24 protein-coding genes are annotated in these 23,286 nt (G+C 61.5%); 15 read left to right on the top strand and 9 right to left on the bottom strand.

The window, feature by feature from the left end:
- Nucleotides 1-14 precede the first annotated feature (14 nt).
- A complete protein-coding gene (dinB, locus tag AAE484_RS00485) occupies nt 15-1,073 on the bottom strand; it encodes a DNA polymerase IV (protein WP_341936349.1) in 1,059 nt (352 codons plus the stop codon).
- Between the two features lie 288 nt (nt 1,074-1,361).
- On the opposite strand from dinB, the gene AAE484_RS00480 reads away from it, so the two are divergent.
- A complete protein-coding gene (locus AAE484_RS00480; RefSeq protein WP_341936348.1) occupies nt 1,362-2,159 on the top strand; it encodes a hypothetical protein in 798 nt (265 codons plus the stop codon).
- Between the two features lie 56 nt (nt 2,160-2,215).
- On the opposite strand, the gene AAE484_RS00475 is transcribed toward AAE484_RS00480, so the two are convergent.
- The 3 genes from AAE484_RS00475 to AAE484_RS00465 form a co-directional block, all read right to left on the bottom strand.
- Entirely contained in the window at nt 2,216-2,995 is a 780-nt protein-coding gene (locus AAE484_RS00475; protein WP_341936347.1) for a hypothetical protein, read from the bottom strand.
- A complete protein-coding gene (locus tag AAE484_RS00470; RefSeq protein WP_341936346.1) occupies nt 2,952-3,629 on the bottom strand; it encodes a flagellar brake protein in 678 nt (225 codons plus the stop codon). Before AAE484_RS00470 ends, AAE484_RS00475 begins: the two co-directional genes overlap by 44 nt.
- Before the next feature lie 115 nt (nt 3,630-3,744).
- Nucleotides 3,745-4,386 (bottom strand): cyclic nucleotide-binding domain-containing protein, encoded by a 642-nt coding sequence (locus tag AAE484_RS00465; protein WP_341936345.1) that lies wholly within the window; start codon nt 4,384-4,386, stop codon nt 3,745-3,747.
- A gap of 303 nt (nt 4,387-4,689) precedes the next feature.
- Between AAE484_RS00465 and AAE484_RS00460 the strand changes: the two genes are divergently transcribed.
- Entirely contained in the window at nt 4,690-5,859 is a 1,170-nt protein-coding gene (locus tag AAE484_RS00460) for a TonB family protein (RefSeq protein WP_341936344.1), read from the top strand.
- 83 nt (nt 5,860-5,942) lie between these two features.
- On the opposite strand, the gene AAE484_RS00455 is transcribed toward AAE484_RS00460, so the two are convergent.
- The 4 genes from AAE484_RS00455 to AAE484_RS00440 form a co-directional block, all read right to left on the bottom strand.
- Entirely contained in the window at nt 5,943-7,526 is a 1,584-nt protein-coding gene (locus AAE484_RS00455) for a peptide chain release factor 3 (protein WP_341936343.1), read from the bottom strand.
- Nucleotides 7,527-7,749: 223 nt separating this feature from the next.
- A complete protein-coding gene (locus tag AAE484_RS00450) occupies nt 7,750-9,123 on the bottom strand; it encodes an MATE family efflux transporter (RefSeq protein WP_341936342.1) in 1,374 nt (457 codons plus the stop codon).
- A gap of 21 nt (nt 9,124-9,144) precedes the next feature.
- On the bottom strand, nt 9,145-9,630 hold the full coding sequence (rimI, locus tag AAE484_RS00445; protein ID WP_341936341.1) for a ribosomal protein S18-alanine N-acetyltransferase: 486 nt from the start codon (nt 9,628-9,630) through the stop codon (nt 9,145-9,147).
- Nucleotides 9,631-9,650: 20 nt separating this feature from the next.
- The gene (locus tag AAE484_RS00440; protein ID WP_341936340.1) at nt 9,651-10,484 is read right to left on the bottom strand and encodes a hypothetical protein; all 834 of its coding nucleotides are present in this window, start codon (nt 10,482-10,484) and stop codon (nt 9,651-9,653) included.
- Nucleotides 10,485-10,605: 121 nt separating this feature from the next.
- Between AAE484_RS00440 and cysQ the strand changes: the two genes are divergently transcribed.
- Both cysQ and AAE484_RS00430 read left to right on the top strand, forming a co-directional pair.
- A complete protein-coding gene (gene cysQ / locus AAE484_RS00435; protein WP_341936339.1) occupies nt 10,606-11,379 on the top strand; it encodes a 3'(2'),5'-bisphosphate nucleotidase CysQ in 774 nt (257 codons plus the stop codon).
- 3 nt (nt 11,380-11,382) lie between these two features.
- On the top strand, nt 11,383-11,973 hold the full coding sequence (locus AAE484_RS00430; RefSeq protein WP_341936338.1) for a sugar O-acetyltransferase: 591 nt from the start codon (nt 11,383-11,385) through the stop codon (nt 11,971-11,973).
- 30 nt (nt 11,974-12,003) lie between these two features.
- Here AAE484_RS00430 and AAE484_RS00425 read toward each other — a convergent pair whose 3' ends face one another.
- Nucleotides 12,004-12,768 carry a response regulator transcription factor gene (locus tag AAE484_RS00425; RefSeq protein ID WP_341936337.1) on the bottom strand — a complete coding sequence of 255 codons (765 nt, stop codon included), beginning with the start codon at nt 12,766-12,768 and terminating at the stop codon, nt 12,004-12,006.
- 434 nt (nt 12,769-13,202) lie between these two features.
- On the opposite strand from AAE484_RS00425, the gene AAE484_RS00420 reads away from it, so the two are divergent.
- Genes AAE484_RS00420 through AAE484_RS00370 form a run of 11 tightly spaced genes read left to right on the top strand, consistent with a single transcriptional unit; the run spans nt 13,203 to nt 23,286 of the window.
- Nucleotides 13,203-13,391 carry a Flp family type IVb pilin gene (locus tag AAE484_RS00420; RefSeq protein ID WP_341936336.1) on the top strand — a complete coding sequence of 63 codons (189 nt, stop codon included), beginning with the start codon at nt 13,203-13,205 and terminating at the stop codon, nt 13,389-13,391.
- A 60-nt stretch (nt 13,392-13,451) separates the two neighbouring features.
- On the top strand, nt 13,452-14,048 hold the full coding sequence (locus tag AAE484_RS00415) for an A24 family peptidase (protein WP_341936335.1): 597 nt from the start codon (nt 13,452-13,454) through the stop codon (nt 14,046-14,048).
- Nucleotides 14,045-15,451 (top strand): hypothetical protein, encoded by a 1,407-nt coding sequence (locus AAE484_RS00410; RefSeq protein WP_341936334.1) that lies wholly within the window; start codon nt 14,045-14,047, stop codon nt 15,449-15,451. The genes AAE484_RS00415 and AAE484_RS00410 overlap by 4 nt, the downstream gene beginning before the upstream one ends.
- A 41-nt stretch (nt 15,452-15,492) precedes the next feature.
- Nucleotides 15,493-16,287 (top strand): Flp pilus assembly protein CpaB, encoded by a 795-nt coding sequence (cpaB, locus tag AAE484_RS00405; RefSeq protein WP_341936333.1) that lies wholly within the window; start codon nt 15,493-15,495, stop codon nt 16,285-16,287.
- Nucleotides 16,288-16,344: 57 nt separating this feature from the next.
- On the top strand, nt 16,345-18,084 hold the full coding sequence (locus AAE484_RS00400) for a type II and III secretion system protein family protein (protein ID WP_341936332.1): 1,740 nt from the start codon (nt 16,345-16,347) through the stop codon (nt 18,082-18,084).
- Between the two features lie 45 nt (nt 18,085-18,129).
- Entirely contained in the window at nt 18,130-18,393 is a 264-nt protein-coding gene (locus tag AAE484_RS00395; RefSeq protein WP_341936331.1) for a hypothetical protein, read from the top strand.
- A 32-nt stretch (nt 18,394-18,425) separates the two neighbouring features.
- Nucleotides 18,426-19,679: a TadE/TadG family type IV pilus assembly protein gene (locus AAE484_RS00390; RefSeq protein WP_341936330.1), complete on the top strand. Its 1,254-nt coding sequence runs from the start codon at nt 18,426-18,428 to the stop codon at nt 19,677-19,679.
- Between the two features lie 23 nt (nt 19,680-19,702).
- Entirely contained in the window at nt 19,703-20,173 is a 471-nt protein-coding gene (locus AAE484_RS00385; protein ID WP_341936328.1) for a TadE/TadG family type IV pilus assembly protein, read from the top strand.
- Nucleotides 20,174-20,183: 10 nt separating this feature from the next.
- Nucleotides 20,184-20,675, top strand: coding sequence for a TadE/TadG family type IV pilus assembly protein (locus tag AAE484_RS00380; RefSeq protein WP_341936327.1), 492 nt, complete (start codon nt 20,184-20,186; stop codon nt 20,673-20,675).
- Nucleotides 20,660-21,904: an AAA family ATPase gene (locus tag AAE484_RS00375; protein WP_341936326.1), complete on the top strand. Its 1,245-nt coding sequence runs from the start codon at nt 20,660-20,662 to the stop codon at nt 21,902-21,904. The genes AAE484_RS00380 and AAE484_RS00375 overlap by 16 nt, the downstream gene beginning before the upstream one ends.
- A gap of 14 nt (nt 21,905-21,918) precedes the next feature.
- Nucleotides 21,919-23,286, top strand: a complete 1,368-nt coding sequence (locus tag AAE484_RS00370) for a CpaF family protein (protein WP_341936325.1) — start codon at nt 21,919-21,921, stop codon at nt 23,284-23,286.

Below are 23,286 nucleotides of genomic sequence, written 5' to 3'. Positions count from 1 at the left end.
GCCATTCTCTCAGCTCAGGCGAACAAATCCAACTGATAGAAGGCCCGATCCTCGCGCAAATCCACAAATCGCACCCCCAGGCCCAACAGGCGCACGGGCCGGTCACCGCGCTCAAAGGCCTCCCGGCACAGTTCGCTGTAGTCCTCCAGGCGTACCTGGCTGCCGGTGCGCTCCAGTGTGGTGCTGCTGAAGTCGTCGAATTTGAGCTTCACAAACGCCTTGACCACCTGATAGTCATCTTCCAGGCGGCGCAGGCGCCGCACCAGCGACTGCAGCAGCGCCGGCAACTGTCCGAGACAGCCCTCCACGTCCGGCAGATCCCGCGCGTAGGTGTGCTCCACGCTCAGGGACTTGCGCCGGCGACTGACGCTCACCGGCCGGTCATCCTGCCCGCGACTGAGCTGATGCAGCCGCTGCCCGAAAGCGCCAAAGCGCTCACTGAGCTCGAACACGTCAAACTGGAGCAGGTCGCCGCAACGCACGACACCCATCTGGGACAGGCGTGTGGCCGTGGCCCGCCCCACGCCTGGCACCTTGGTCACCGGCAAATGCCGGACAAACTCCTCTGACGCGGCGGGCGGCACCACAAACAGCCCATCGGGCTTGCGCCAGTCGCTCGCCACTTTGGCCAGAAACTTGTTGGCCGCCACGCCCGCCGAAACGGTAATCCCGAGCTCGTCGCGCACTCGCGTGCGTATCGCCTCGGCGATACGGGTGGCACTGCCCTGGCAGAACTCGGTGCCGGTGACCTCTATGTAGGCTTCATCCAGGGATAAAGGTTCCACCAGCTCGGAGTAGTCGTAAAAAATATGGCGCATGGCGAGCGACGCCTCCCGATAGGCTTCCATCCGGCCGGGCACAATGATCAGGTCCGGACACAGGCGCTTGGCATAGGCCGAGGCCATGGCCGAACGCACACCGTACCGGCGCGCCTCGTAATTGCAGGTGGAAATCACACCGCGTCGATCGGCCGAGCCGCCCACCGCCATGGGTCGATTGCGCAAACCGGGGTCATCGCGCATTTCGATCGCAGCAAAAAAACAGTCGGCATCACAGTGAATGATCTTGCGCACGCAACAGACTCCGGGAACGGCGGATACTGTGATTATATACAGAAACGGCTTTTATTGCAGTGTTTGCCATAAACGTTCTTTCTACAGACTTTTCCGGGGACAAAGCCCCACGCTCGGCTCAACCGCCTTCAGAAACCCATAAAAAGCCGAAAACTCGCCTTTTTTACGGGATTTTGGCACAAATAACTTGAATTTTTATGGCAAAGTTTTAAGTTATAGCTGTTCGTGATTTCATAAACTTTAAAAACCCGTTTGAACTTCGTTTCAAAACAAAAAAGGAAGCACACCATGGCTGCACGTAAAAAACAGGTCGCCGATCCGGTGGCACAACTGGAACAACAGTTGGCCCAGGTAAAAACCCAGTTGATCAAAGCTCGCGCTCAAGAAGAAGCCAACGCTCAAAAAGTGGTAACAGCGGCGAATAAAGAAGTCGCCAAGGCGTCGGCCAAGGTCAAAAGCGCCCGCACCAAACTGGCCGCCGCGCGTAAAAAGAAAACGCCAGCCGCTGCCAAGCAGGCTGAAGCCGCCAAGGCCGCTCTGAACGTTGCGCGCGCCGCCGAATCCGGAGCCAAGGCCGCTCAAGCGGATGCCAAGCAAAAGCTGACTGAAATCAAAGCCTCGAACAAGCTGGCCGCCGAACACGCCAAAGCCACCGCCAAAGCCGAAGCGGCCATGGCCAAGGTTCAGCAGGCGGCGGCTCGCAAAGAAGCGGCCAAGGCCAAAGCAGCCGCGAAAAAAGCGGCCGCCAAAGCCAAGGTCAAAGCGCGTAAAGAAGCGGCTCGCGCTCGCGCTGCGGCCAAAAAAGCGGCGGCCAAAGCCAAGGCAAAGGCCAAGAAGGTAGCCGCGCGGACCAAAGCGGCGGCCAAAAAGGCCAACGCCAAAACCTCCACCACGCGCAAGAAGAAAGCAACGGCCAAGAAAACCACCGCCAAAAAAGCAACAACCAAGAAAGCGACTGCCAAGAAAACCACGGCAAAGAAAGCGACCGCCAAGAAGGCGACAGCGAAGAAAGCCACCGCCAAAAAACGCACGGCGAAAAAAGCCAGCGCCAAGCGCGGTCGTCCCGCCAGCAAGACCACGGCGTAACAGCGCCCTCGAGGCGGGACCCGCCGGGTCCCGTCTCACTCCTCCCCCTTCTACCCTCAACGCCTCGCTTTTATGTCCAACTCCAGCGTATCGTCATCGCTCTGGCGGCAATAAGCCCGGTAGTACAGGTCCTCACCGTAGTAACTCTGCGCATTGAAATCGACCACAAAGGTCAATGCCGGATGGCTTCCCAGCTCAGGCTCCTGCGCCAAATCGGGCTCGGGCATGGTCTCGGTCAACCACTCCAGTGATTGCATGTCACCCACACGATCCTGCAAGCGATTGACGCACTGGGTCCAAAGGTCTTCGCGCCGCTGGAACTCATCCTGCCACCAGGCCAACCACTGCTGTCGAACCCGCTCCGCTTCATCGGAGGCCGACTGCAGCTCCGCCAATTCCTGGCGTTTGAGTTCCCGCTCGCGCTCGCGTGCCTGCTCCTCGCGGTACTCTTCGCGCAACTGTTCAAACGAGACCCGACCGGAGGGCCGGGTTTCATCGATTTTCTCCAGGCTCGGGCCATCCACGAGCAGGCTGTAACTCTGCCCCTCTGAGTTGCGACAGGTAAAGCGGAAAACCGGATGATCCAGTGTGCTTCGGTCCAGGTGACTGGTACCCTCCAACAATTCGGCGCAGCGCGGAGAGTCTTCCACCAGACGGGCGGCATCATAAAGTTGCGGCAGGTGGCGCAGGTAGGACTTGGGAAGCCAGAGCTGCTCGAGCTCCACCGCCTGGGCATGAGCCCCAAACCAGAGGAGCCCGACCAGAGCCAGGGACTTGAGCGCGCAGCGCGATTCAGGCGGAGGGAAGTTGATCATCGGCAATACGTGAGTAGACATAGGCCGCTAACAGCAGGCGGCGTTCTTCGTCGGGGTCGGTGAACTCCACCCCGTAGACGACCGGGACTTTCTGTTCATGCTCCTGGGTGCTGCGTTCAACCCGCGAGCGCAGGACCGCGTCAATCTGCAGATCGCGGGCGATCCCCGCCACTTCGACCCGGGCGGTGACCAGAATCTTGTCGCCGATCTCCCCCAGCACCTGCTCCACTTCGAGGCGGGCGCCGGAAATGCTGATATCCGCAAAGGTGCCCGCCACATCGGCCGCCTCCAGGGCGGTGCGATTCAACACCATCACCGGCAGATTCACCTCCACCCGGGTCGCCTGGCGGATGCCCTTGAAACCCACCTCCTCGGGATACTCGAGATGCAACAGCGGGTAAGGCTCCTGCGCCTGATGTTCCACCGCACAGGTGAACACTCCGACGCCGTTGGCCACCATCATGCGCGCGACAACTTTCTGACCCGGACGCAAACGCAGCAGGCGCCCGTTCGCACGGGGAACAGACAGCAGCAGCGCCCGGCCCGGCAAAGCCCCTACAAAGCGGCAGGTATAGCGTTCGGAAATACCGGTGCTGGTCTGCACCTGGACCTGCAGGGGGTAACCGGGCAGTAACTTTAAGTCGTCGAAGGTCATGGCAGTACACTAAATGGTCGGCAACACACGGGTTGGCAATTGGCCCGCCTTACAGAGAACGGGCAACATTGCGCGCATCATAGCAAATTTGACGCCGATCGACGTCCGTTTCAGACTACTGGCCGCCACCAAACTCACCATTCCACTCCAGCAGCAACCGGGCCAGCGATTGCGCCTGGGCGTGCAGGGCCGACAATTCTTCGCGTGTTTCTTTGGGGCCCGTGTACAGTTTGACCTGGCGGTGGCGGTTGGCAAAACTGTGCTCCGGGTGCTGTGAGCGATAGACTTCCAGCTTCCAGCGCAGGCTGTGAACGGTATTGCGGTAATAGGCCAGCTTGGTCGCCAACGTAATGGGACGGGTACTCTCCAGGTCGGAGAAGCCGGAAAAATCCGAGGCCAGCACCACCACTTCGCGACAGCGCTCGGCGGCTTTGAGTGTGGCCGTGCGCTCACGGCCAATCAGCATGGCCAAGTCGCCGAACACTTCGCCGGGAGTAATCTGATTGATCGGCTCGCCATCGGCGTTTTCATCCGGGTACACATCGAGCTGCCCGCGCAGCAGAAAGTAAAGCCACTGATCCCGCTGACCGCGCTGTAAAACCAACTCGCCCGGTGCGTAGTGCGCGATATGCGCATGTTCGAGTAACAGCTCGAACTGCCAGTTATCCTGCTGTTTCACGACTTTGTAGAAAGGTATGGTCAAAAGCCAGCGCTCTACCGTGTCTCGGGGAAATCGATTCAGCGGTTTAATTTCCATAACGACGATAATCTCACGCTTTTCGTATTATAGGTTATAAGGACTGCACTCAACGGCCGGCGACCAAACCAGAGCTTCTTTCGAGGCATCATAGCCTTAACCTTTGATCAGTGACAACTCAACGATTGGCATCTTGAGAATTAAGTCCGGCTGTGGCATAACTACCCATTCCGAATCGGCTCATTCAGCCCATACCCCGAACTATTTGTTGTATCATGCCGTCAACAGATGATTAGAGTGCGGTCCTCGTGAAGAGCATGACCGGGCCCGCACATAATAATGAAGAATTTTGGGATCAGACATATGTTTAAATCCTCGGTGCCGTCCACTTTCATTGCGCTGCTGCTGTGCTCGATCGCACTGTCCGCGCAGGCAACCTCCCGTCTCAATGGCCTGGCGTCACACCAGGAGCTGGGTAGCGAGCAGTTTATCGGGGCACTCTATCTCGAACGGACCAGCGACAGCGCTCAGGAAGTACTCGATATCGATGGGTCCAAGCGCATGGAGTTACGTGTCATCGCCGAGGACGGCATCGCCGCCCGTCGTTTCAGCCGCATGTGGATTGAAGGGGTCGCGATCAACAACAGCGGCAGCGTCCTGAACACCCAGGCCGACAACATGGTGCTGTTTTCCAACATGGTACGCGGCCGGTTGCGTCCCAATGACATCATGAGCATTACCCTCAACCCGGGTGACGGCGTCGATGTCGATCTCAACGGGGTGAATCTCGGAACCATCGAAGACCAGGCTTTCTTCAACATCTTGCTGCGCGCCTGGGTGGGCAATGTGCCCCTGTCATCCACTTTCCGCCGCAACCTGCTACAGCCCAATGACATTGATGACGATCTGCGCCGCCGTTACCAGGCGGTGGAGCCGTCGGACCAGCGCATTGCCACCATTGAGGGCTGGGGCGAGCCGGAAGAGCCGGAGCCCGAGCCAGAGGCCGCCGAGGAGTCATCCCAGACCGCCGCGCGTCCCTCTCTGGACACCACTACGCCGTTGGTTACGGCTCTGGACATGCCCAACGCTTCTCTCGACGAACAGGAAGCGGAGCCTGAGCCGGAACCCGAGCCCCAACCGGAGCCTGAACCAGAACCGGAGCCTGAACCCGAGCCCGCTGTGGCCGAGGAAGAGGACGATGAAGAAGACAATGAGCCGATGCTGACCGCCGAATCGTTGCGTGCCCAGCAGGTTTACTTCTCTGACTTGATGCGCAGCGTGCTGCAGAACACCAGCTATCCCCGCCGGGCGCTGCAACGCAATCAGGAAGGTGAGATTCGGGTAGCGGTGGTGATCGAACGCAACGGTGAGGTACAGAGCCTGGAGATACTGGAAGAGTCCGACCACTCCCTCCTCAACCGTGAAGCCGAGCGGGCCATCAAGGCGGCGGCTCCCTTCCCGGACGTGCCGGACGTGATTCAGGGCGACGTTTACGAGTTCTCAGTGCCCTTCACCTTCGTGCTGCCCGATTGAAGGGTTCTGCCCGACTGATTGGTGGTTCTACCCGATCAGGCCATACGGCCCCCTGACTGGCGTCAGGGGGCCGTTTTTTTGCATCAGTGCTCGCGCGTCGCGCGCAACTCCACTTCAGGATAGCGTTCTTCAGTCAGTGAAAGGTTCACGCGGGTGGGCGCCAGATAGGTCAGATAACCGCCGCCATCAATCGCCAGGTTATCGGCACACTTGCGCTTGAACTCCTCCAGCTTTTTCGGATCGTCGCACTCCGCCCAGCGCGCGGTGGCCACGTTGACCGGCTCGTAGATGGCCTCGACTTTATACTCATCCTTCAGACGATAGGCCACCACTTCGAACTGCAGCACCCCGACGGCGCCCACCACGATATCGTTGCTGTTGATCGGGAAGAACACCTGGGTCGAACCCTCCTCGGACAGCTGCTGCAGACCCTTCTGCAGCTGTTTGGTCTTGAGCGGGTCTTTCATACGGATGCGCCGGAACAGCTCGGGCGCAAAGTGCGGAATACCGGTAAATTTCAGTGGCTCGCCCTCGGTAAAGGTATCGCCAATCTGGATCGTGCCGTGGTTGTGCAAGCCGATGATGTCCCCCGCCAGCGCTTCGTCCACCGCGCTGCGATCGCCAGCCATGAAAGTCACCGCATCGGCAATCTTCACATCCTTGCCCAGGCGCACATGGCGCATCTTCATGCCCTGGCGGTAGGTGCCGGAGCAGATACGCATGAAGGCGATCCGGTCCCGGTGTTTCGGGTCCATGTTCGCCTGGATTTTGAACACAAAGCCGGAGAGCTTCTCTTCGTCCGGCTTCACTTCGCGCTCGTGGGCCAGACGCGGCTGGGGCTTGGGAGACCATTCGACAAAATCGTTGAGCATCTCGCGCACACCGAAATTGCCCAGCGCCGTGCCGAAAAACACAGGCGTCATGCGCCCGGCCAGATACTCGTCGGCGTCAAAGGCATTGGTGGCGCCGCGCACAAACTCGATCTCCTCGCGGATGGCCTCGGCATCATCGCCCAGCAGCTCGGTGGCCTCGTCACTGTCCAGCCCCTGGATCTGGGTGTCTTTGGGGATGGTGTTGCCCTGCCCCCGCTCGTAGACGTGGATGGTGTCGTTGTACAGGTTGTACACACCCTTGAAGTCGATGCCCATGCCCAGGGGCCAGTTGATGGGCGAGGCGGTGATTTTCAGCACCGATTCGATCTCGTCCAGCAGGTCCACCGGGTCCCGGGATTCCCGGTCCAGTTTGTTGATGAACGAGAAGATGGGGGTATCGCGCAAGCGGCAGACGTCCATCAGTTTGATGGTGCGCCCTTCCACGCCCTTGGCCCCATCGAGCACCATCAGCACGGAGTCCACGGCGGTCAGGGTGCGGTAGGTGTCCTCGGAGAAGTCTTCGTGCCCGGGGGTGTCCAGGAGGTTGACGATCCGCTCCCGGTAGGGAAACTGCATGACCGAGGAGGTGACGGAGATGCCCCGCTCCTGCTCCATGGTCATCCAGTCGGATTTGGCGTGCGGCCCACGCTTGCCCTTGACCGACCCCGCCTGCTGGATGGCGCTCCCGAACAGCAGCAGCTTTTCGGTGATGGTGGTTTTACCCGCATCCGGGTGGGAGATGATCGCAAACGTGCGTCTGCGCCGGATTTTATCGGCAAAGCTGCCAGTGGACATAGTCGTTCTCGCCTTCGCGCAAAAGCGCGCATGATAACGTAAAAGCCCGGGTGAGCGGTAAAAGTGGCTTCGAGCCCTGTGATGCGTCACGTCCGGTCTGATTAGAGGCAAGGCTTTCCAAGACACGTTGCAAGTACGTCCCTGTAAACTCGAGAGCGCTAGTCCCACGGCTCACGGTCTTGGAAAGCCTTGCCTCTAACCAGACCTCAGTACTCTGTAGATATCAGTAGCTCAGCTCGCTCCCCGAAGAGTCAGCCCGTACATCCAAAACCTGCCGATGGAGCCAGAACCAGGCCCAGGCGCCCATGCTGAGGTTGGCCAGGGCCGTGGCGATGAAAATGCCCTCCAGGCCCCAGAGCCACTGGCCCAGAAAGGCCAGGGGCAGAAACACATAGCCAACCCGGCCGGCCGAGAGGATCACGGCGGGGAGCGGCTTGCCCAGGCCGTTGAAGGCGGCGTTGACCGACATCACGATGCCGTAGGCCCCGTAGCTGAACGGCACCACGGCCAGATAGAAACCGGCCACTCTGAGGACCTCCTTGTGCTCGCTGAACAGGCCGGCCAGATGGCTACCGAAGAGCCAGAGAAAAAGCGCGATCAGCAGGCCAAACCCCAGACAGAACAGCGTCAGTACGCGCAGCGCTTCGCCCATACGGTGGTACTGTCCGGCGCCGAGGTTCTGGCCGAAGAAGGGCCCGACCACTCCCGAGAGGGCGTAGAACACGATCAGCATCAGCGGCTCCAGGCGCATGGCCACGCCCAACCCGGCAACGGCATCGGCGCCGTAGCTGGCCACCATCATGGTGATCACGGCGCTGGCCAGGGGCACGATCACGTTGGTGACCATGGCGGGCAGGCCCACGTGAAAAATGGTCTTCCAGGAGGCCTTCAGGGCGGTCCAGCCCACCACCGGGTAGGTGATCAGCTTCACCCGGAAAGCCAGGATATAGAAGGCCACCAGCAGCGTGAGAATGCGCGTGATCAGGGTGGCCAGCGCCGCGCCCTGCAGTTCCAGGGCGGGAAAGCCGAGCAGACCGAAGATCAGAATCGGGTCCAGCGCGGCGTTGAAAATGGCGGCGGCACTCATCAGATACCCCTGGATTCGGCTCAACCCCAGTGCCCGCAGCGCCGAGAGGCACACCATGGGCACCAGCAGGCAGGGGGCACTGATGTACCAGATGGCCATGTAGTCGCGAATCAGGGGGATCAGGTCGGGCGTGGCGCCCAGAAACCGGAACATGGGCTCGATGGTCAACCAGCCCAGCACACACATACTGCCCGAGATCAGCAGGGTCAGGCTGATGGCGTCGGTGGCCAAGCGGCGCGCGGTGGCCGAATCGCCCTCGCCGATTGCCCGGGAAATCGCCGAAGAAGTCCCGGCGCCGAGGCCGATGCCCAGGCTGGTGATCACCAGCACCACCGGAAAGGTGAAGGTCATGGCCGCCAGCGGCTGGTTGCCCAGCTGGGCCACGTAGAAGGTGTCCACCACGTTGAACGACATGGTGGCGAGCAGCCCCCATACCATGGGCACGGCCAGGGCCCGCAGCTGCGCCGCCACGGGGCCTTCGGTTAGCGTTGCGGTCAGGTGTCGCGACATGAATCCCCAAAAAGGCCCGAATTAAAACTGGTAGGCGAGTATCAGGGCATCCTCCCGCCCTTTGCCCGCCGGATAGTAGTTGGGCCGTAGCCCCACCTCGGAAAATTGCTCCCGCTCGTAGAACTCGATGGCCTGGCGGTTGGACACCCGCACCTCCAGAAACAGCATGCTGGAGAAGGGGCGGACCCGCTCCCGCGCCAGAGTCAGCAGCGCGCGGCCCACGCCCTGGCGCTGCCATTGGGGGGCCACCGCAATGTTGAGCAGCTCACCATCTCCGCCGGCCCAGGCCACCACCACAAAGCCCACCAGCTGTCCCTGATGCTCGGCCAACCAGCAGTGGTGCCGTCCGTCTAGGCAGTCATCGTAGCTGGAGGCGCGCCAGGGGTGACTCTGGACTTGCTGCTCCAGCGCCATGACCGGCGCCACGTCCGCCCTTTCGAGCTCCCGAAAGGACAGTTTCAGGCCGGTGTGGGTGGTCTGTTCGAGGGGCAAGGGGTAGCCTTTCATGGGCGTTTCTTTGGACAGGGCTATTGATCAGCCGTGGATTCAAGGGGCAGCAGGGGCTGCAGCGCCCGCCACAGGTCGCGCTTCAGGAGCGGTTCGCGCAGCAGCTCCAACAGGCTGGGCGCAATCAGCGCCGGCTGATTGAAGGGTTCCAGTTGGATGTTCTGCCAGAGCGACTCGCGATAGTCGGTGCCCTCCGGCAGATAAAAGCGGGCCGCTTTTTCGCCCATGAGCAGCAGCTGGCGCACCGGGCGCTGGGCCAGCTCAATTTCCAGCCAGGTGTGCAGCTCGGCCTGGGCGTCCTCGACGCGCAGGTGCACCGCCGGATTGTGCACCGAGGGCCAGGCCAGCACCTCCTCGCGCACGCCGCCCGCCTCGTGGGGCTGCAGCGCCTGGAGGATATTGCGCAGGAGCCGATCCGTGGGCATGGCGGCTCTGGGCACCCGGGCATCAAGCACCAGCACCGGCAGCGGTGACCGCCAGATACTGAGGGTGAAAGGCTCGAGCTTTTCGCGCGGCGGTTCGGTCTGTTCGGCCACTTGCGCGGCCGCCCGCTCCACCGTTGCCCGTTCCTTCGCCGAAGCGCGACCGGACATACCCTTGAGCACCTCGTCCACACTCGCCGACGCGGGCTCGCGTCGCAGCGCCTCGGGCCCGGTGTGGGGTTGAGCCTGGCTCTGATGACTCTCGGGCCCGGCTACTCCGCCTTCCGCCCGGGCCGACGGGTCGTTTTCCGGCGAGACCAGCACCGGCAATTCGCAGGCCACCGGTTCGGGTGCCAGAGGCAGACGCCAGCGAGGGACGTAATAGTCCACGCCCAGCGCGTTGAGATATGCCTGCCGTTGGTACTCGTTCATGGGTCAAACAGCCCGCCTGAGAAATGTGTCGACCGGCATTCTAGCAAAATCCCCCGGCGAGCGCGGCCCCAAAGCCACAATGGAATCCGTTATACTCGGCCTTTTTTGCGAGACTGACACCATGTCCGATATTCCCTACGCCCAGATCGTCCAGGCCGCCAAAGACGCCGGTGCCGCCATCATGGGCATCTACGCCCAGGACTTTGACGTGCACACCAAGGACGACAACAGCCCGCTGACCGAGGCCGATATGGCCGCCCACCGCACGATTACCCGGGCGCTGGAATCATTGACGCCGGATATTCCCATCCTCTCAGAAGAGAGCGAAAACGCCCCCTGGGAAGCACGCCGCCAGTGGACCCGCTACTGGCTGGTGGATCCGCTCGACGGCACCAAGGAATTTGTGAAGAAAAACGGCGAGTTTACCGTCAATATTGCCCTGATCGATCGGGGCGAGCCGGTCTGGGGCGTGGTGCACGCGCCGGCGCTGGGCAGCACCTATCACGGCGGCACCGCCACCGAAGGTGCCTGGAAGGAACTCGAGTCCGGCGAGAGTCACCCGATCCGGGTCCAGACGCCTCCTACCGGAAAAACCGGTTGGCGCATCATGGGCAGCCGCTCCCACCAGAGCGAAGCCTTCAAGGAGTTTGTCGCCGACTTCGAACAGCCGGACATCAAAAGCGTGGGCAGCTCGCTCAAAATCTGCCTGGTCGCCGAGGGCGAAGCCGACCTCTACCCGCGCCTGGGGCCCACCTGCGAATGGGACACCGGCGCCGCACACGCGGTACTGCTCGGAGCCGGCGGCCAGCTCAACCACGCCGAGACCGGCGAGCCCCTGCGCTACAACCAGAGCGACTCGGTACTGAACCCCTTCTTTATCGCCAAGGCCTCCTGAACCATGACCGCCGTCGATAAAAGCGAACGGGAAAAAATGCTCGACGGCGAGCTGTACGACCCCATGGATTCAGAACTGGCCGCAGCGCGTCGCAAGGCGCGCCTGCTGACCGAAAGCCTTAACGCCAGCCGCGACAACGAAGTCAAAAAACGCCGCCAACTGCTCAGAGACCTCATCCCCCGGGGCGGCCAGAGCGTCTGGATGCAACCGCCCTTCTACTGCGACTACGGCAGCAACATCACCCTCGGCGAAAAGGTCTTCTTCAACTTCAACTGCGTCGTCCTGGATGTAGCCCAAGTGCACATTGGGGCCCGCACTCTCTTTGGCCCCGCCGTGCAGATTTACACCGCCACCCACCCCATGAGCGCCGAAGAACGAGCCAGTGGTCTGGAGCTGGGATTTCCCATCACCATCGGCGAAGACGTCTGGGTCGGCGGCGGTGCGATCATCTGCCCGGGCGTCACCATCGGTGACCGGAGCGTGATCGGGGCGGGGAGTGTGGTTACAAAAGATATTCCGGCGGATGTGTTTGCAGCAGGCAATCCCTGTCGGGTGATTCGGGATATACCTGAGAATACCCACGCGCAGTCGTAGATGTGAGTCAGTGGCCGTCAGCTCACGTCTTCACGGTTCGAGAAAAAGCGGTGATCCGGATGGGACAGAGAGATCAGATTGGCCCAGCTGCTGGCGAAAATCAACGGGGCACACGCCTTTGTAGCGCTTGAAGATACGGGCGAAATACGAAGGATCCCGGAATCCGGTCATGTAGGCCACATCCACCACCAGGGCCGAGCGGTTGTGCAACAGCTGCGCGGCCTTTTCCACCCGCTGGCACAAGAGGTATTCCTGGAACGTCTGGCCGTAGCTCTTTTTGAAGAAGCGGCTGAAACGGTAAGGGGTCATGCCGCACAGGCCCGCCATTTCCTCGAGGCTGATCCGGTCGGCGAGGTGGTCACTGATATGGGCCTCCACCCGCTGCAACAGGCGGGCGTCGTCCACCAGGGCGCCTACCCGGACCTCCACGGGGAGTCGGTCGTCGCGCTGGACCACGCTGGACCGGCCCCGATCACGCCGTTGCATCTGTTGCAGCTGGCTCAGCTCGGTGTGCAGGCTTGCGATCTGACTGGACTGGACCGGCTTTACCATGTAATCCCATACCCGGGCATGAAACGCCCACACGGCCAGCTCCTCGGAGTGCTGTTCGGTCAGCATGATGAGGGGCAGGGAAGGAAAACTGTGCTTGGTCAGCCGCAGGACATTGAGACTCGCCCGGTCGGGATAATCGTATTCCAGTACCAACGCATGGGTCTGTCCCTGACGGACACTGTTGCCGTCAAAGCCGTCGCCGGAAAGCCATTTGATGGCGAATCGTTGCTCAAACCTCGCCACCGCAGATCCGTCATTTACCTCCTGCGTCAAATCCACCCAAAGTAACGCGAACTTCTCCATCGGTCTGAACCCACTCCTTAGCCAGAGTTGACCCGTCGCCAGAGTTGGCCCCGGGGAACTGGAGCAATCCAATACGGCAAGAGTCTTGAATGGCACCTCAATCCACTTATAAAACGTAGCAGCCAGTGTGAACTCTGTCAAAGTTTCTCCGGCTTTCCCTGCTCGCTGAACGACGAGCCGGGTCGACAGCCCCCGCAAAATACTCCGCCCCCACCGCAAGATCGTCCTACCAGCATTCCGCTTTGATCGACTATCGTCAAAAGCGACATGGGGCATTTCGCAGACACCTGCCGCCTTGTCGCCCGGGCCGATCCGTGGACTCGTTCGCGATCGGCCTCAGTTTCTGAATCGTTAACGATTAATGGAGAATAGTCATGACTAAAGTAATGCAAGCAGTGAATACCTTTCTTGACGACGAAGAAGGTCTGACCATCGTCGAATATGCCGTCGCAGGGGCCCTGATCAGCGCGGTCGTAGTTGTAGCGTTTACCGATCTGGGGGTAGCGGTAAAAGACGTCATTGATGGTTTGACCACGGATATTGGAGGCACCCCCACCGTATGATATCCACCACCAAAAACGAGCGGGGAACCACGGTTTCCCGCTCGCTTGGGAGAATAACCCATGCTCGCCTGGCATACCCATGACTTTTCGACCCTGCTGCTGTTGGCCGTCCTGCTCGCGGCCTGCTGGACCGATGTGCGCCGCCACCGGATTCCCAACCGGCTGGTGCTGGCGGCCATAATGGGTGGGCTGGGCCTGCACACCTGGTTTCTTGGCTGGCAGGGAATGGCCGCCAGTCTTGGCGGTGTACTGCTGGGCGGTCTGATCCTGCTGCCGTTTTATATTGTGAAAGTGCACGGGCTGCGCCTGATGAGCGCTGGCGATGTCAAACTGATGGCCGCCGTGGGCGCCTTTCTCGGCCCCCTGAACAGCCTCCTGGCCGTCGGGCTGACCCTGGCGATGGGTAGCCTCGCCGCCCTTGGCTACCTGCTGTGCAAAGGCGGTCTGGGGGCCTATCTGCAACGCACCTGGCTGACCCTCAAAACGCTGCTGCTGACCGGCCAGTGGCTCTACCAGCCGCCGGAGCCGAATGAAGTCGCCCTGCACCGTTTTCCTTACGCCCTGGCGATTGCCGCCGGCACCTCCCTGACCCTGGCGCACCTCTCGCTGTTGCAATTTGATCACCTGCGCACTCTGCTGAATGGAGTCTGGTCATGAACCTCACCGACGAGGCCAATCTCCCGCCCCTGTTATCCGAGCGCATCGAGCCCGGGTTCTTTCCCGACGAGTCGACCTCGGAGACGGATCTTGCCAACGGCCGCGAATCTCTGAGCCCGGAGCTGGCGCCCGTGCCGCAGACCCTGGAGGCTACCGGTCTCGGCCTGCACTTTCTCGCCGATCTGACCTGCAAACACCTCTATGAAGCCGGCGTATTGTCGGCGCGCGAACTGGTGTGCCGCTTGGGCCTGCCCAATGCCCTGGTGGAGCAATTGCTCCAGTTCCTGCGCCAGGAGGCCAGGGTGGAACTGCGCCCCCTCAAGGGCGAGCAGGGGCTGCGCTTTTCCCTCACCGAAAAGGGCACCCTGTCGGCCCGTGACGCGCTGCAGCGTTCCGGTTACACCGGCGTGGCCCCCGTGCCCCTCGAGGATTACCAGCGCATCAGCGCCGCCCAGTCGGTCCATGAGGTGGGGATCACCCGCGAGGCCATCCACACGCATTTTAGTGGCACCGTGATCGACCCGGCGCTGCTCGACCAGCTCGGCACCGCGCTCAACTCGGGCCGCGCGATTTTCGTTTACGGCCTGCCCGGCACCGGTAAAACCTACATCACCCAGCGGCTGATGCCGCTGTTCGACGACACCTGCCTGATCCCCTGCTCCCTGGCGGTGGGCGACAGCGTGGTGCAGCTGTTCGACCCGGTGGTGCATCGGGCGCTGGACGAGGACCGCGAGGCCCCCGACCGGCCGAGCCTGCTGTCGCGGCAGAGCCACGATGCCCGCTTCCGTCTCTGCCGCCGGCCCCTGGTAATTGGCGGCGGGGAGTTGACGCTCGATCTGTTCAACGTGCGTCATGATGCCGGCAGTCACCAATACCAGGCGCCCCTGCAGCTGAAGGCCAATAACGGCATGTTCATCATCGACGACATGGGCCGCCAACAGGCCAGCCCCGTGGAAATTTTCAACCGCTGGATCGTGCCCATGGAGGAGCAGTGCGACTACCTGTCGCTCGATTCCGGTCTCCACTTCAAGGTGCCCTTCGACCTGGTGCTGGTCTTCTCCTCCAACGTCAATCCGCTGGAGCTGGCGGACGAAGCCTTCCTGCGGCGCATCGGATACAAGATCCGGTTCGCGCCCTGCACCCGGGACGAATACGAGGCCCTCTGGCGCCAGGAGTGCGACCGCCTGGATGTGCCATTCGAGCCGGACACCTTCCGCTACCTGGTGGACGAACTGCACCGGGGACGCGGCATCGCGATGCTGCCCTGCCTGCCTCGCAGTTTACTGAATATCGCTCACAACCGCAGCGTGTTTGTGGAGGAGGCGCTGGCCATGAACGAAGCCAGCCTCCAGTGGGCCTGGGACAACTATTTTGTGCGCCTGGAGGAGGACGACAACGATTGAATCCGTAGTAACGAGCGAGATTTCCAAACAGGAGGTGTGAGATGGGGAAAAAAAGAACGGTGGTCCTGCTGCTGATGTCGCTGGTCCTCGCACTGGGCGCGGCCTGGACCGCCAACAACTGGTTGCAGATGCGCGCGGGCGGGGCAACCGCCGGCAGCGACCGCGAGCGGCCGGTGGTGATCGCTGCGGTCAGGATTCCCTACGGGCAGAAGATCGAGAGCCGCCACCTCAGCCTGGTGACACTGCCCACCGCGGCCATCCCCTCAAACACCTTCTCGGAGGTGGCCGCGGTGGAGGGCAAAGTCGCCCGGGAGGAAATTCTTGAGGGCGACATCCTGCGGGAGGAGCGAATGGTGCAGCATCTGCATGGTAGCACTCTCGCTGCCATGATTGCCGAAAACAAGCGTGCCATGACCGTGCGCGTCAATGACGTGATCGGCGTGGCCGGATTCCTGCTGCCGGGCAACCACGTGGATATCGTCTCCGCCAAAAGCAAAGGGCGCGGCGAGGCCGAAACCGAAACGGTGCTGAATCGCATTCGGGTGCTGGCGGTGGATCAAACCGCCGGCAGCGAAAAAGATGGCCGACCGGTGGTGGTGCGCGCGGTCACCCTGGAAGTGACCCCGGCCGAGGGCGAAACCCTGGTGAAGGCCACCGAGGAGGGACGCATTCAATTGGCGTTGCGCAATCCTCTGGATAACCGGGAGCCGGAAGAGCCGGAACAGAAAGAGGAACCCGAGCCGGCCGTGGTCGTTCATCGGCCGCGGCGCCCCACCACCGGTTTCGTCACGGTGATTCGCGGCGTGGACGAAAAAACCACACGGGTCAAGCACTGACGACCGGCGAGACATTCGTCACCGGGCAAAAAGCAAAAAAGGCAAAAGGAGCCAGGCATGAACAGTTTCCCAGGGTTTGACGGAAGGTCCCGCAAAAGACTCGCACGCACAGACGGTAGAAATTCCGCTAACTTTCTGTTGCCGCTGTGCCTGCTGTTTTTTCTTTACGGCGTCGGCGCGAGCGCGCAATCCGTAATCCCCATCGAAGAAGGAGCCCCCTCGGCCAGACTCATCGCGAACGAGCAAAGCATCGAGGTCCCACTGTACAAAACGCGAACCCTGCAGCTGCAGCGACCGGTGCGGCGGGTTTCCGTGGGCAATGCGGACATCGCCGACATACTCATGCTGCGTTCCAGCCAGATTTACATCCAGGGAAAAACCCTCGGCAGCACCAACGTGATGCTGTGGGACAACAGTGACAACCTGTTGGGAGCGATCGACATTGAGGTGGTACACGATCTCAACAGCCTCAAGTCCAAACTGCACCAGTTGATGCCGAGTGAACGTATCCAGGTTTACACGTCGCAGCGATCCCTGGTGTTGGCGGGAGAAGTGAGCAGCGCAGCGCGGCTGGATACCGCCCTCCGGCTCGCACAGAGTTTTACCAACGGCGACGACAATGTCATCAACCTGATGGGCGTCGGCGGCAGCCAGCAGGTCATGCTCAAAGTGACCGTGGCAGAAGTGTCGCGCACGATGATGCGCCGGCTCGGAATCAAGTTCAACGCCCTGGACACCGGCGACAGCGAGTGGATTACCGGTGGCGTCAACGGTGGCGCCTCGGTACCGGGCATACAGCGGGACAACGGCGTGTCCTTCTTTGAGGTAAATCCGGTGACGCCGCTGATCGACAATACCGGCCTGTTCGCCAGCTTCCTCAACGAAACCTTCCTGTTCAACGCCACGCTGGAAGCCTCCAAGGAAACCGGCTCCGCCAAGATACTCGCCGAACCCACCCTCACCACCCTTTCCGGCCAGGAGGCCCGCTTTCTGTCGGGGGGCGAGCTTCCCATTCCGGTGCCTCAGGGCGACCGGGGCATCACGGTGGAATTCAAGGAATTCGGCATCGGTCTGAAGTTCCTGCCGGTGGTACTGGATTCGGGCCGCATCAACCTGCGCATCAATGTCTCGGTCAGCGACCTGCTCTCCGCCAATGCCATTGTGCTGCAGAGCGAGGACACCTCAAGCCAGTTCTTTGTGCCGGCCCTGTCCACCCGCAGTGCCTACTCGACCGTGGAGCTGGGCGATGGTCAGACCATTGGCATCGCCGGTCTGATCAGCGAGGACACCCGCGACACGGCGACAAAGTTTCCCGGACTGGGCGATATCCCCATACTCGGGCACCTGTTCCGCAGCCAGGAATTCGAGCAGGGTGAAACCGAACTGGTGATCACCGTCACGCCCCAACTGGCACAGCCCGTCGAAGAACGCCACGCCGCCCTACGCTTGCCCACCGACCGTTACGTGGAACCCGCCGCCTGGGAATTCTATCTTCTGGGCCGTACCGGCGGCTCCAGCATCCACCGCCCCCGCTCCGCCCGCACGGAAACCTCCGGCGGCAACCGGAGCGACCTACAAGCGTTGCCGGCACCCCGCAGCGCGGCTCCGGAGGAAAGCCGGGAACGGCCAATACCCAGCCAAGCCAGCCAAGCAAGCCAGGAGAACCTGGATGAAAGCCGGGAGCGGTCGACATTCAGCCGTGAGACCCCGAAGAAAGAAAGCCCGGAGGAGAGCGGAGAGCTACCGACATCCAACGGCGGTACCGAGGGCCGATTCGGTCACTCCCTGGGCCAGTAACCCAACTAACCCAGCCACTTACCGGCCAGTGACAGGAGCACCACCATGAAAACCATCCGTTGCCGTATCTCAATCGGGCTTGTCGCAGGGCTACTGGCGAGCGGGGGCTGCGCGATCAACCCCCACAGCTCCCCCGACTTCGGCGACTCGGTAAACAGACTGCACGAGCGCCAGGCCTACCGGCCCTCGACCCGGGTGCCACCGGGGGATGGCGAAGTGACCTCGCGGGTGCTGGACAGCTACCGGGAAGCCGCCTCCGGCGAGGAGGACAGTGTGGCGACCGAAATCACCATCAACGCCGGCAACTGAGTTGACCGGATCAGAGGCAGGAGGATCCGCTCATGTTGACCTCACAACCCGGCAAGCAAAAGGGCGCCATCATCATAATGGCGGTGGTCAGCCTGCTGGCGCTATTCGGTATGGCGGCGCTGGCGCTGGACGGCGGTCACCTGTTTCTCAACAAAACCCGATTGCAGAATGCGGTGGATGGTGCCGCCCTGAGCGCGGCCAAAGTGCTCGACACCACCGGTGATACGGTCTCGGCGGAGGTGGCGGCGCTGGATACCTATACGCAGTTCACCGGGTCGAGCGGCAACGATGAACTGGCCCGCGGGCTGGATGAGATGACTTTCGGTGTGGAGTTTTCCGACACCCTTTTTCCTTTCGTGCCGGGCGGCGTAGAGCCGGCTTTTGTGCGGGTCACCGTAACGGGCGTGCCATTGCAACCGTTTTTCATGGGGGCGCTGGGACTCACCAACAAGAATGTGGGCGCCTCGGCGGTGTCCGGACCCAGCCCGGCGCTCAACAACGAGGTGTGCAATGTGGTGCCGATGATGCTGTGCGGCACTGACGAAAGTGACCCTGAAACAGGCCTCTTTTACGGCTACAACACCAACCACCTGCACGTGCTGAAAACCGGCGCAGGCGACGGATCGGCGCTGGGACCAGGCAATTTCCAACTGATCAGCCTGTCCGATAGTACGGGCGGGGCCGACCTGCGGGTGGCACTGGCGGGGGGCTACGATCAGTGCCTGTCCACCAGTGAGCCAACCCCGACGGAAACTGGCAATAAAGTGGGGCCGGCGGTACAGGGACTCAATCTGCGCTTCGGGGAGGCATCGGGCCCCCTGGACCCCGAGTTGTACAAGGCGGACTACGTGATCGATCACCCCGAACCGGGCCTCACCTATAGTGAAGACGGCCAGATTCTCGACAGTAGCGGCTCGGTGGTAGTGGACGCTTCGGACTTGGCCGCCGCTTACCCGACCGATTACAGCTATGAAGGCTATTACAGCCAGAAATACGAAATGGAGGGGGCCAGTTACGACCCCACCTCGGGGCAGTATCACCGGCGCGTTCTCACCGCGCCCATTGGCGACTGCACCGAAAACATCTCAGGTAAGCACGAAGTTGACACCTTCGGCTTCGGCTGTGTCTTTTTGTTGCAACCAATGGTTCAAAAGGGGAACGAGGCCCAGGTTTTTATAGAATTTCTCGAAAGCTGCGATGCCTTCGGGAACTTCACCATGGATTCAACCGCGCAGGGACCCACACGAATCATTCTTTACAAGAACCCGGACAGTAACGACTCCTGATTTTCGGAGGGTGAGGTGAAAAAATGAAAACGGAACGACCGGTTACCGCACGCTGCCAGCGCGGGCTGGCCATGGTGGAAACCACCATTGTCCTGCCTCTGCTGCTGTTGCTGGCGATGGCCTCCGCCGAATTCGGCCATATGCTGAATATACACAACGTGATCAACAAGCAGCAGCAGGATGGGGCCCGTTACCTGTCGGCGCGCGCCACCTATGGCACCACGGGCGTGGTGGTGCTCGACGCCGCCACGGTGGACGAGGCGCGACACCTGGTGGTGTACGGCAACACCCTGGGTGCCGGAACGCCGCTACTGGCCGGTTTCACCATTGAGCAAGTCACCGTCAGCGTTCCCTCTCCCAGGCATATTCGCGTGGCAGTGGAGTATGACTATCGGCCCATATTCGGCCGTGTCTTCTCGATGTTCGGGTATGGCGAAGACCTGACCATCGACTTCCCGTTGCGCGGCAGCGTAGTGATTCCGGTCGTGGGCTGAGGACAACACCATGAACAGAGGCCGCCCGATGATTTCCTCTGCCCGCCTACAGCGCGGCATCTACGCCGTGGAATTCTCCGTGGCCGCCCTGGTGTTTTTCACGGTGCTTTTTATGGTCATCGAGTTTGCCCGGTTGCTCTACAGCTGGAATCTGATGGAGGAGGTGACGCGTCGGGCCGCGCGCCTGACAGCGGTGTGTCCGGTGACCGGGGCCGAGGACATCCGGGAGTCGTCGCTGTTGCCGGGCCTGTCGCTGCCCGGCTTTACGACGGAAAACATCGCCCTCGACTATTTGACGGCTACCGGCGCCAGTGTGGGCGATCCCGTGGCCGGGTTCGGCAATATCTATTTCGTGCGGGCGAGCATCATCAACTACCAATATGAGGCCCTCTTTCCCCTGAACGTATTGATCAACGCCCCCGAATTTGCAATCACACTGCCCGCCGAAAGCCTGGGCATTACCCCACCAGACACAGGAGTGGTGACATGTCACTCGAGCTGAATCGAAACCCCACGGGTAACATCAATGGTTACGCTGATGCCCGTAAAAACTACAAGACAACACTGGAGGTACTCTGCGTCTCCCGCAACGCCGAGTGTCTGGAGATGGCATCGCCGCTGGCCGACGAGCTGCCCATGGCGAGGCTCAGTACCCGCAACATCATCAACGGCCACGCCGATCCGTTGTACAGCATCGAGCCGTTACCCGATCTGGTGGTGTTCTTTCAGGGGACCTGCTGGAGCCGTGAGCTGGAGGAGTACAGCCGCCGCCCCGCCGCTGCCCGCCCTCCCCTGGTGGTGGTGGGCAAAGCCGACGACCCCGAGGCCCTGCGCTCGGCACTCAGGGCCGGAGCCTGCGAATTTCTGGACGAGAACGCCAGCCCGGGCCAGTTGGCTGTCCCCCTCAAGACCATGCTGGCAGAAATTGTCGCCGACCGGCGCGAGCGGGACGGCAACCTGGTGGCGTTGATCAATGCCAAGGGCGGCTCCGGCGCTTCACTGCTGGCGAGCAATATCGCCGCCGAATCGGCCGAAGTTCTGGGCCTGAAAACGGCGCTGGTGGACCTCGACGTGCAGTTCGGCAACCCGGGGCAGTACCTGGATGCCACGCCCCAACGGGGCCTGCTTGAAGCGCTGCAGATGGCCGACGACCTCGACCGGATGGCGCTGGAGGGTTATATGATCCACCACAAAAGTGGGCTGCACATCCTCAGTACCGAAGGACAGGATCGCTATCAGACCGACGAGTTGGCAGAACAACAACTCGAGCGATTACTGGCCCTGCTGGCTGAAAACTATCAGCAGATCATCGTGGACCTGCCCCGGCACATAGACCCTTTTATTGCCACGCTTCTGGAGCGCGCCGATCGTGTGGTAGTGGTGGTGCAGCAGGATATCGCCACCCTGCGCGACGCTACCCGCCTGATGCACATGCTCACCGTGGATCTGCGCCTGCCGCGCGAGCGCATCGAGATCGTGGTCAACCGCTTCCATGCAGCCACCCAGATCACGCTCAAGGACATTGCCAACACCCTCTCCTGCGAGCGGGTGACGGCGATCCCCAACGATTTCCGCACGGTGAGCGAGAGCCTCAATCGGGCCGCGCCGCTGCACGAAATCGCCCGGGACAAGGCCATCACGCGCGCATTGCAAAAGCTCAGTGAAACCTTGACCGGCACCACCGTCCAAAGCCGGCCGGGCATGCTCGCCCGGCTCAAATCCTGGTTCTAGCGAGGCAGACCATCATGGCCTTTATGTTCAAAAGCACCGAACAGATTCAAACGGACCCCGACCGTCGGGAGCCCGCCGCCGATGCCGCTTCCGAGGAGGCCCGCCAGCGTGCGCGACAACAGCAGCAGGTGCGCGAATGGAAGCGCAACCTCTATGGACGCCTGATGAAAGTGGTGGATCTGTCACTGATCGATTCCCTGTCGGAGCCCGAAGCACGCGCCCAGATCCGTGAGATCTGCCAGCGATTGATGCAGGAGCAGGCGGTGCCTTTGAACCACTCGGCGCGCGCCGGCCTGATCAAGGAAATCGAGGACGAAATGCTCGGCCTGGGCCCGCTGGAGCCGCTATTGGCGGATGCCAGCATCTCCGACATCCTGATCAACGGCGCGGGCAAGGTCTATATCGAACGCGGCGGCTTACTGGAACTGACCGACGTGGTCTTCAACGACGACGCCCATCTGCTCAACATCATCGACCGCATTGTCTCCGGCGTGGGCCGACGCGTCGACGAATCCTCGCCGATGGTGGATGCGCGCCTTCAGGACGGCTCGCGGGTCAACGTGATCATCCCGCCGCTGGCTCTGGACGGTCCCACGGTGTCGATACGCCGTTTTGGCGTCGATATGCTCACCATGGACAACCTGGTCGAGTTTGGCACCCTCACCGGGGAACTGGCCCAGGTGCTCCAGTCCGTGGTGCAGGCGAAGCTCAACGTGCTGATCTCGGGCGGCACCGGCTCGGGCAAAACCACCCTGCTCAACATACTTTCGGGTTACATACCCTCGCGGGAGCGTATCGTCACCATCGAGGACTCGGCCGAGCTGCAGCTGCGCCAGCCCCATGTGGTGCGTCTGGAAACCCGCCCGGCCAACGTCGAGCACCGGGGCGAGGTGAGTCAGCGCGATCTGGTGCGCAACAGCCTGCGCATGCGGCCGGACCGGATCGTCATCGGCGAGGTCCGCGGCGCCGAGTCCCTGGATATGCTGCAGGCAATGAATACCGGCCACGACGGCTCCCTGACCACCATCCATGCCAACACCCCGCGCGACGCCCTGGGCCGGGTGGAAAACATGGTGATGATGACCGGGATCGAATTTCCCCCGCGCTCGCTGCGCTCGCAGATTGCCTCGGCACTGGATGTGGTGGTGCAGGTGGAGCGTCAGGAAGACGGCAAGCGCCGGGTGGTGAGCGTCCAGGAAATCAACGGTATGGAAGGCGAGATCGTGACCATGTCGGAAATTTTCACCTTCCGCCGCCACGGTCTCGATGCCGAGGGTAAAGTGATCGGCGAGCACCAGGCCACCGGCATCGTTCCCAACTTTTACCAGTTGCTGCAACAGCGCGGCATCGACCTTCCCATCGAACTGTTCCGGGGAGAATGA

This window comes from Marinimicrobium sp. C2-29 (assembly GCF_038419845.1).
Taxonomy (GTDB): Bacteria; Pseudomonadota; Gammaproteobacteria; order Pseudomonadales; family Cellvibrionaceae; genus Marinimicrobium.
The sequence above is the reverse complement of the archived record's forward strand: the minus strand, read 5'-3'. Positions and strand labels throughout refer to the sequence as shown.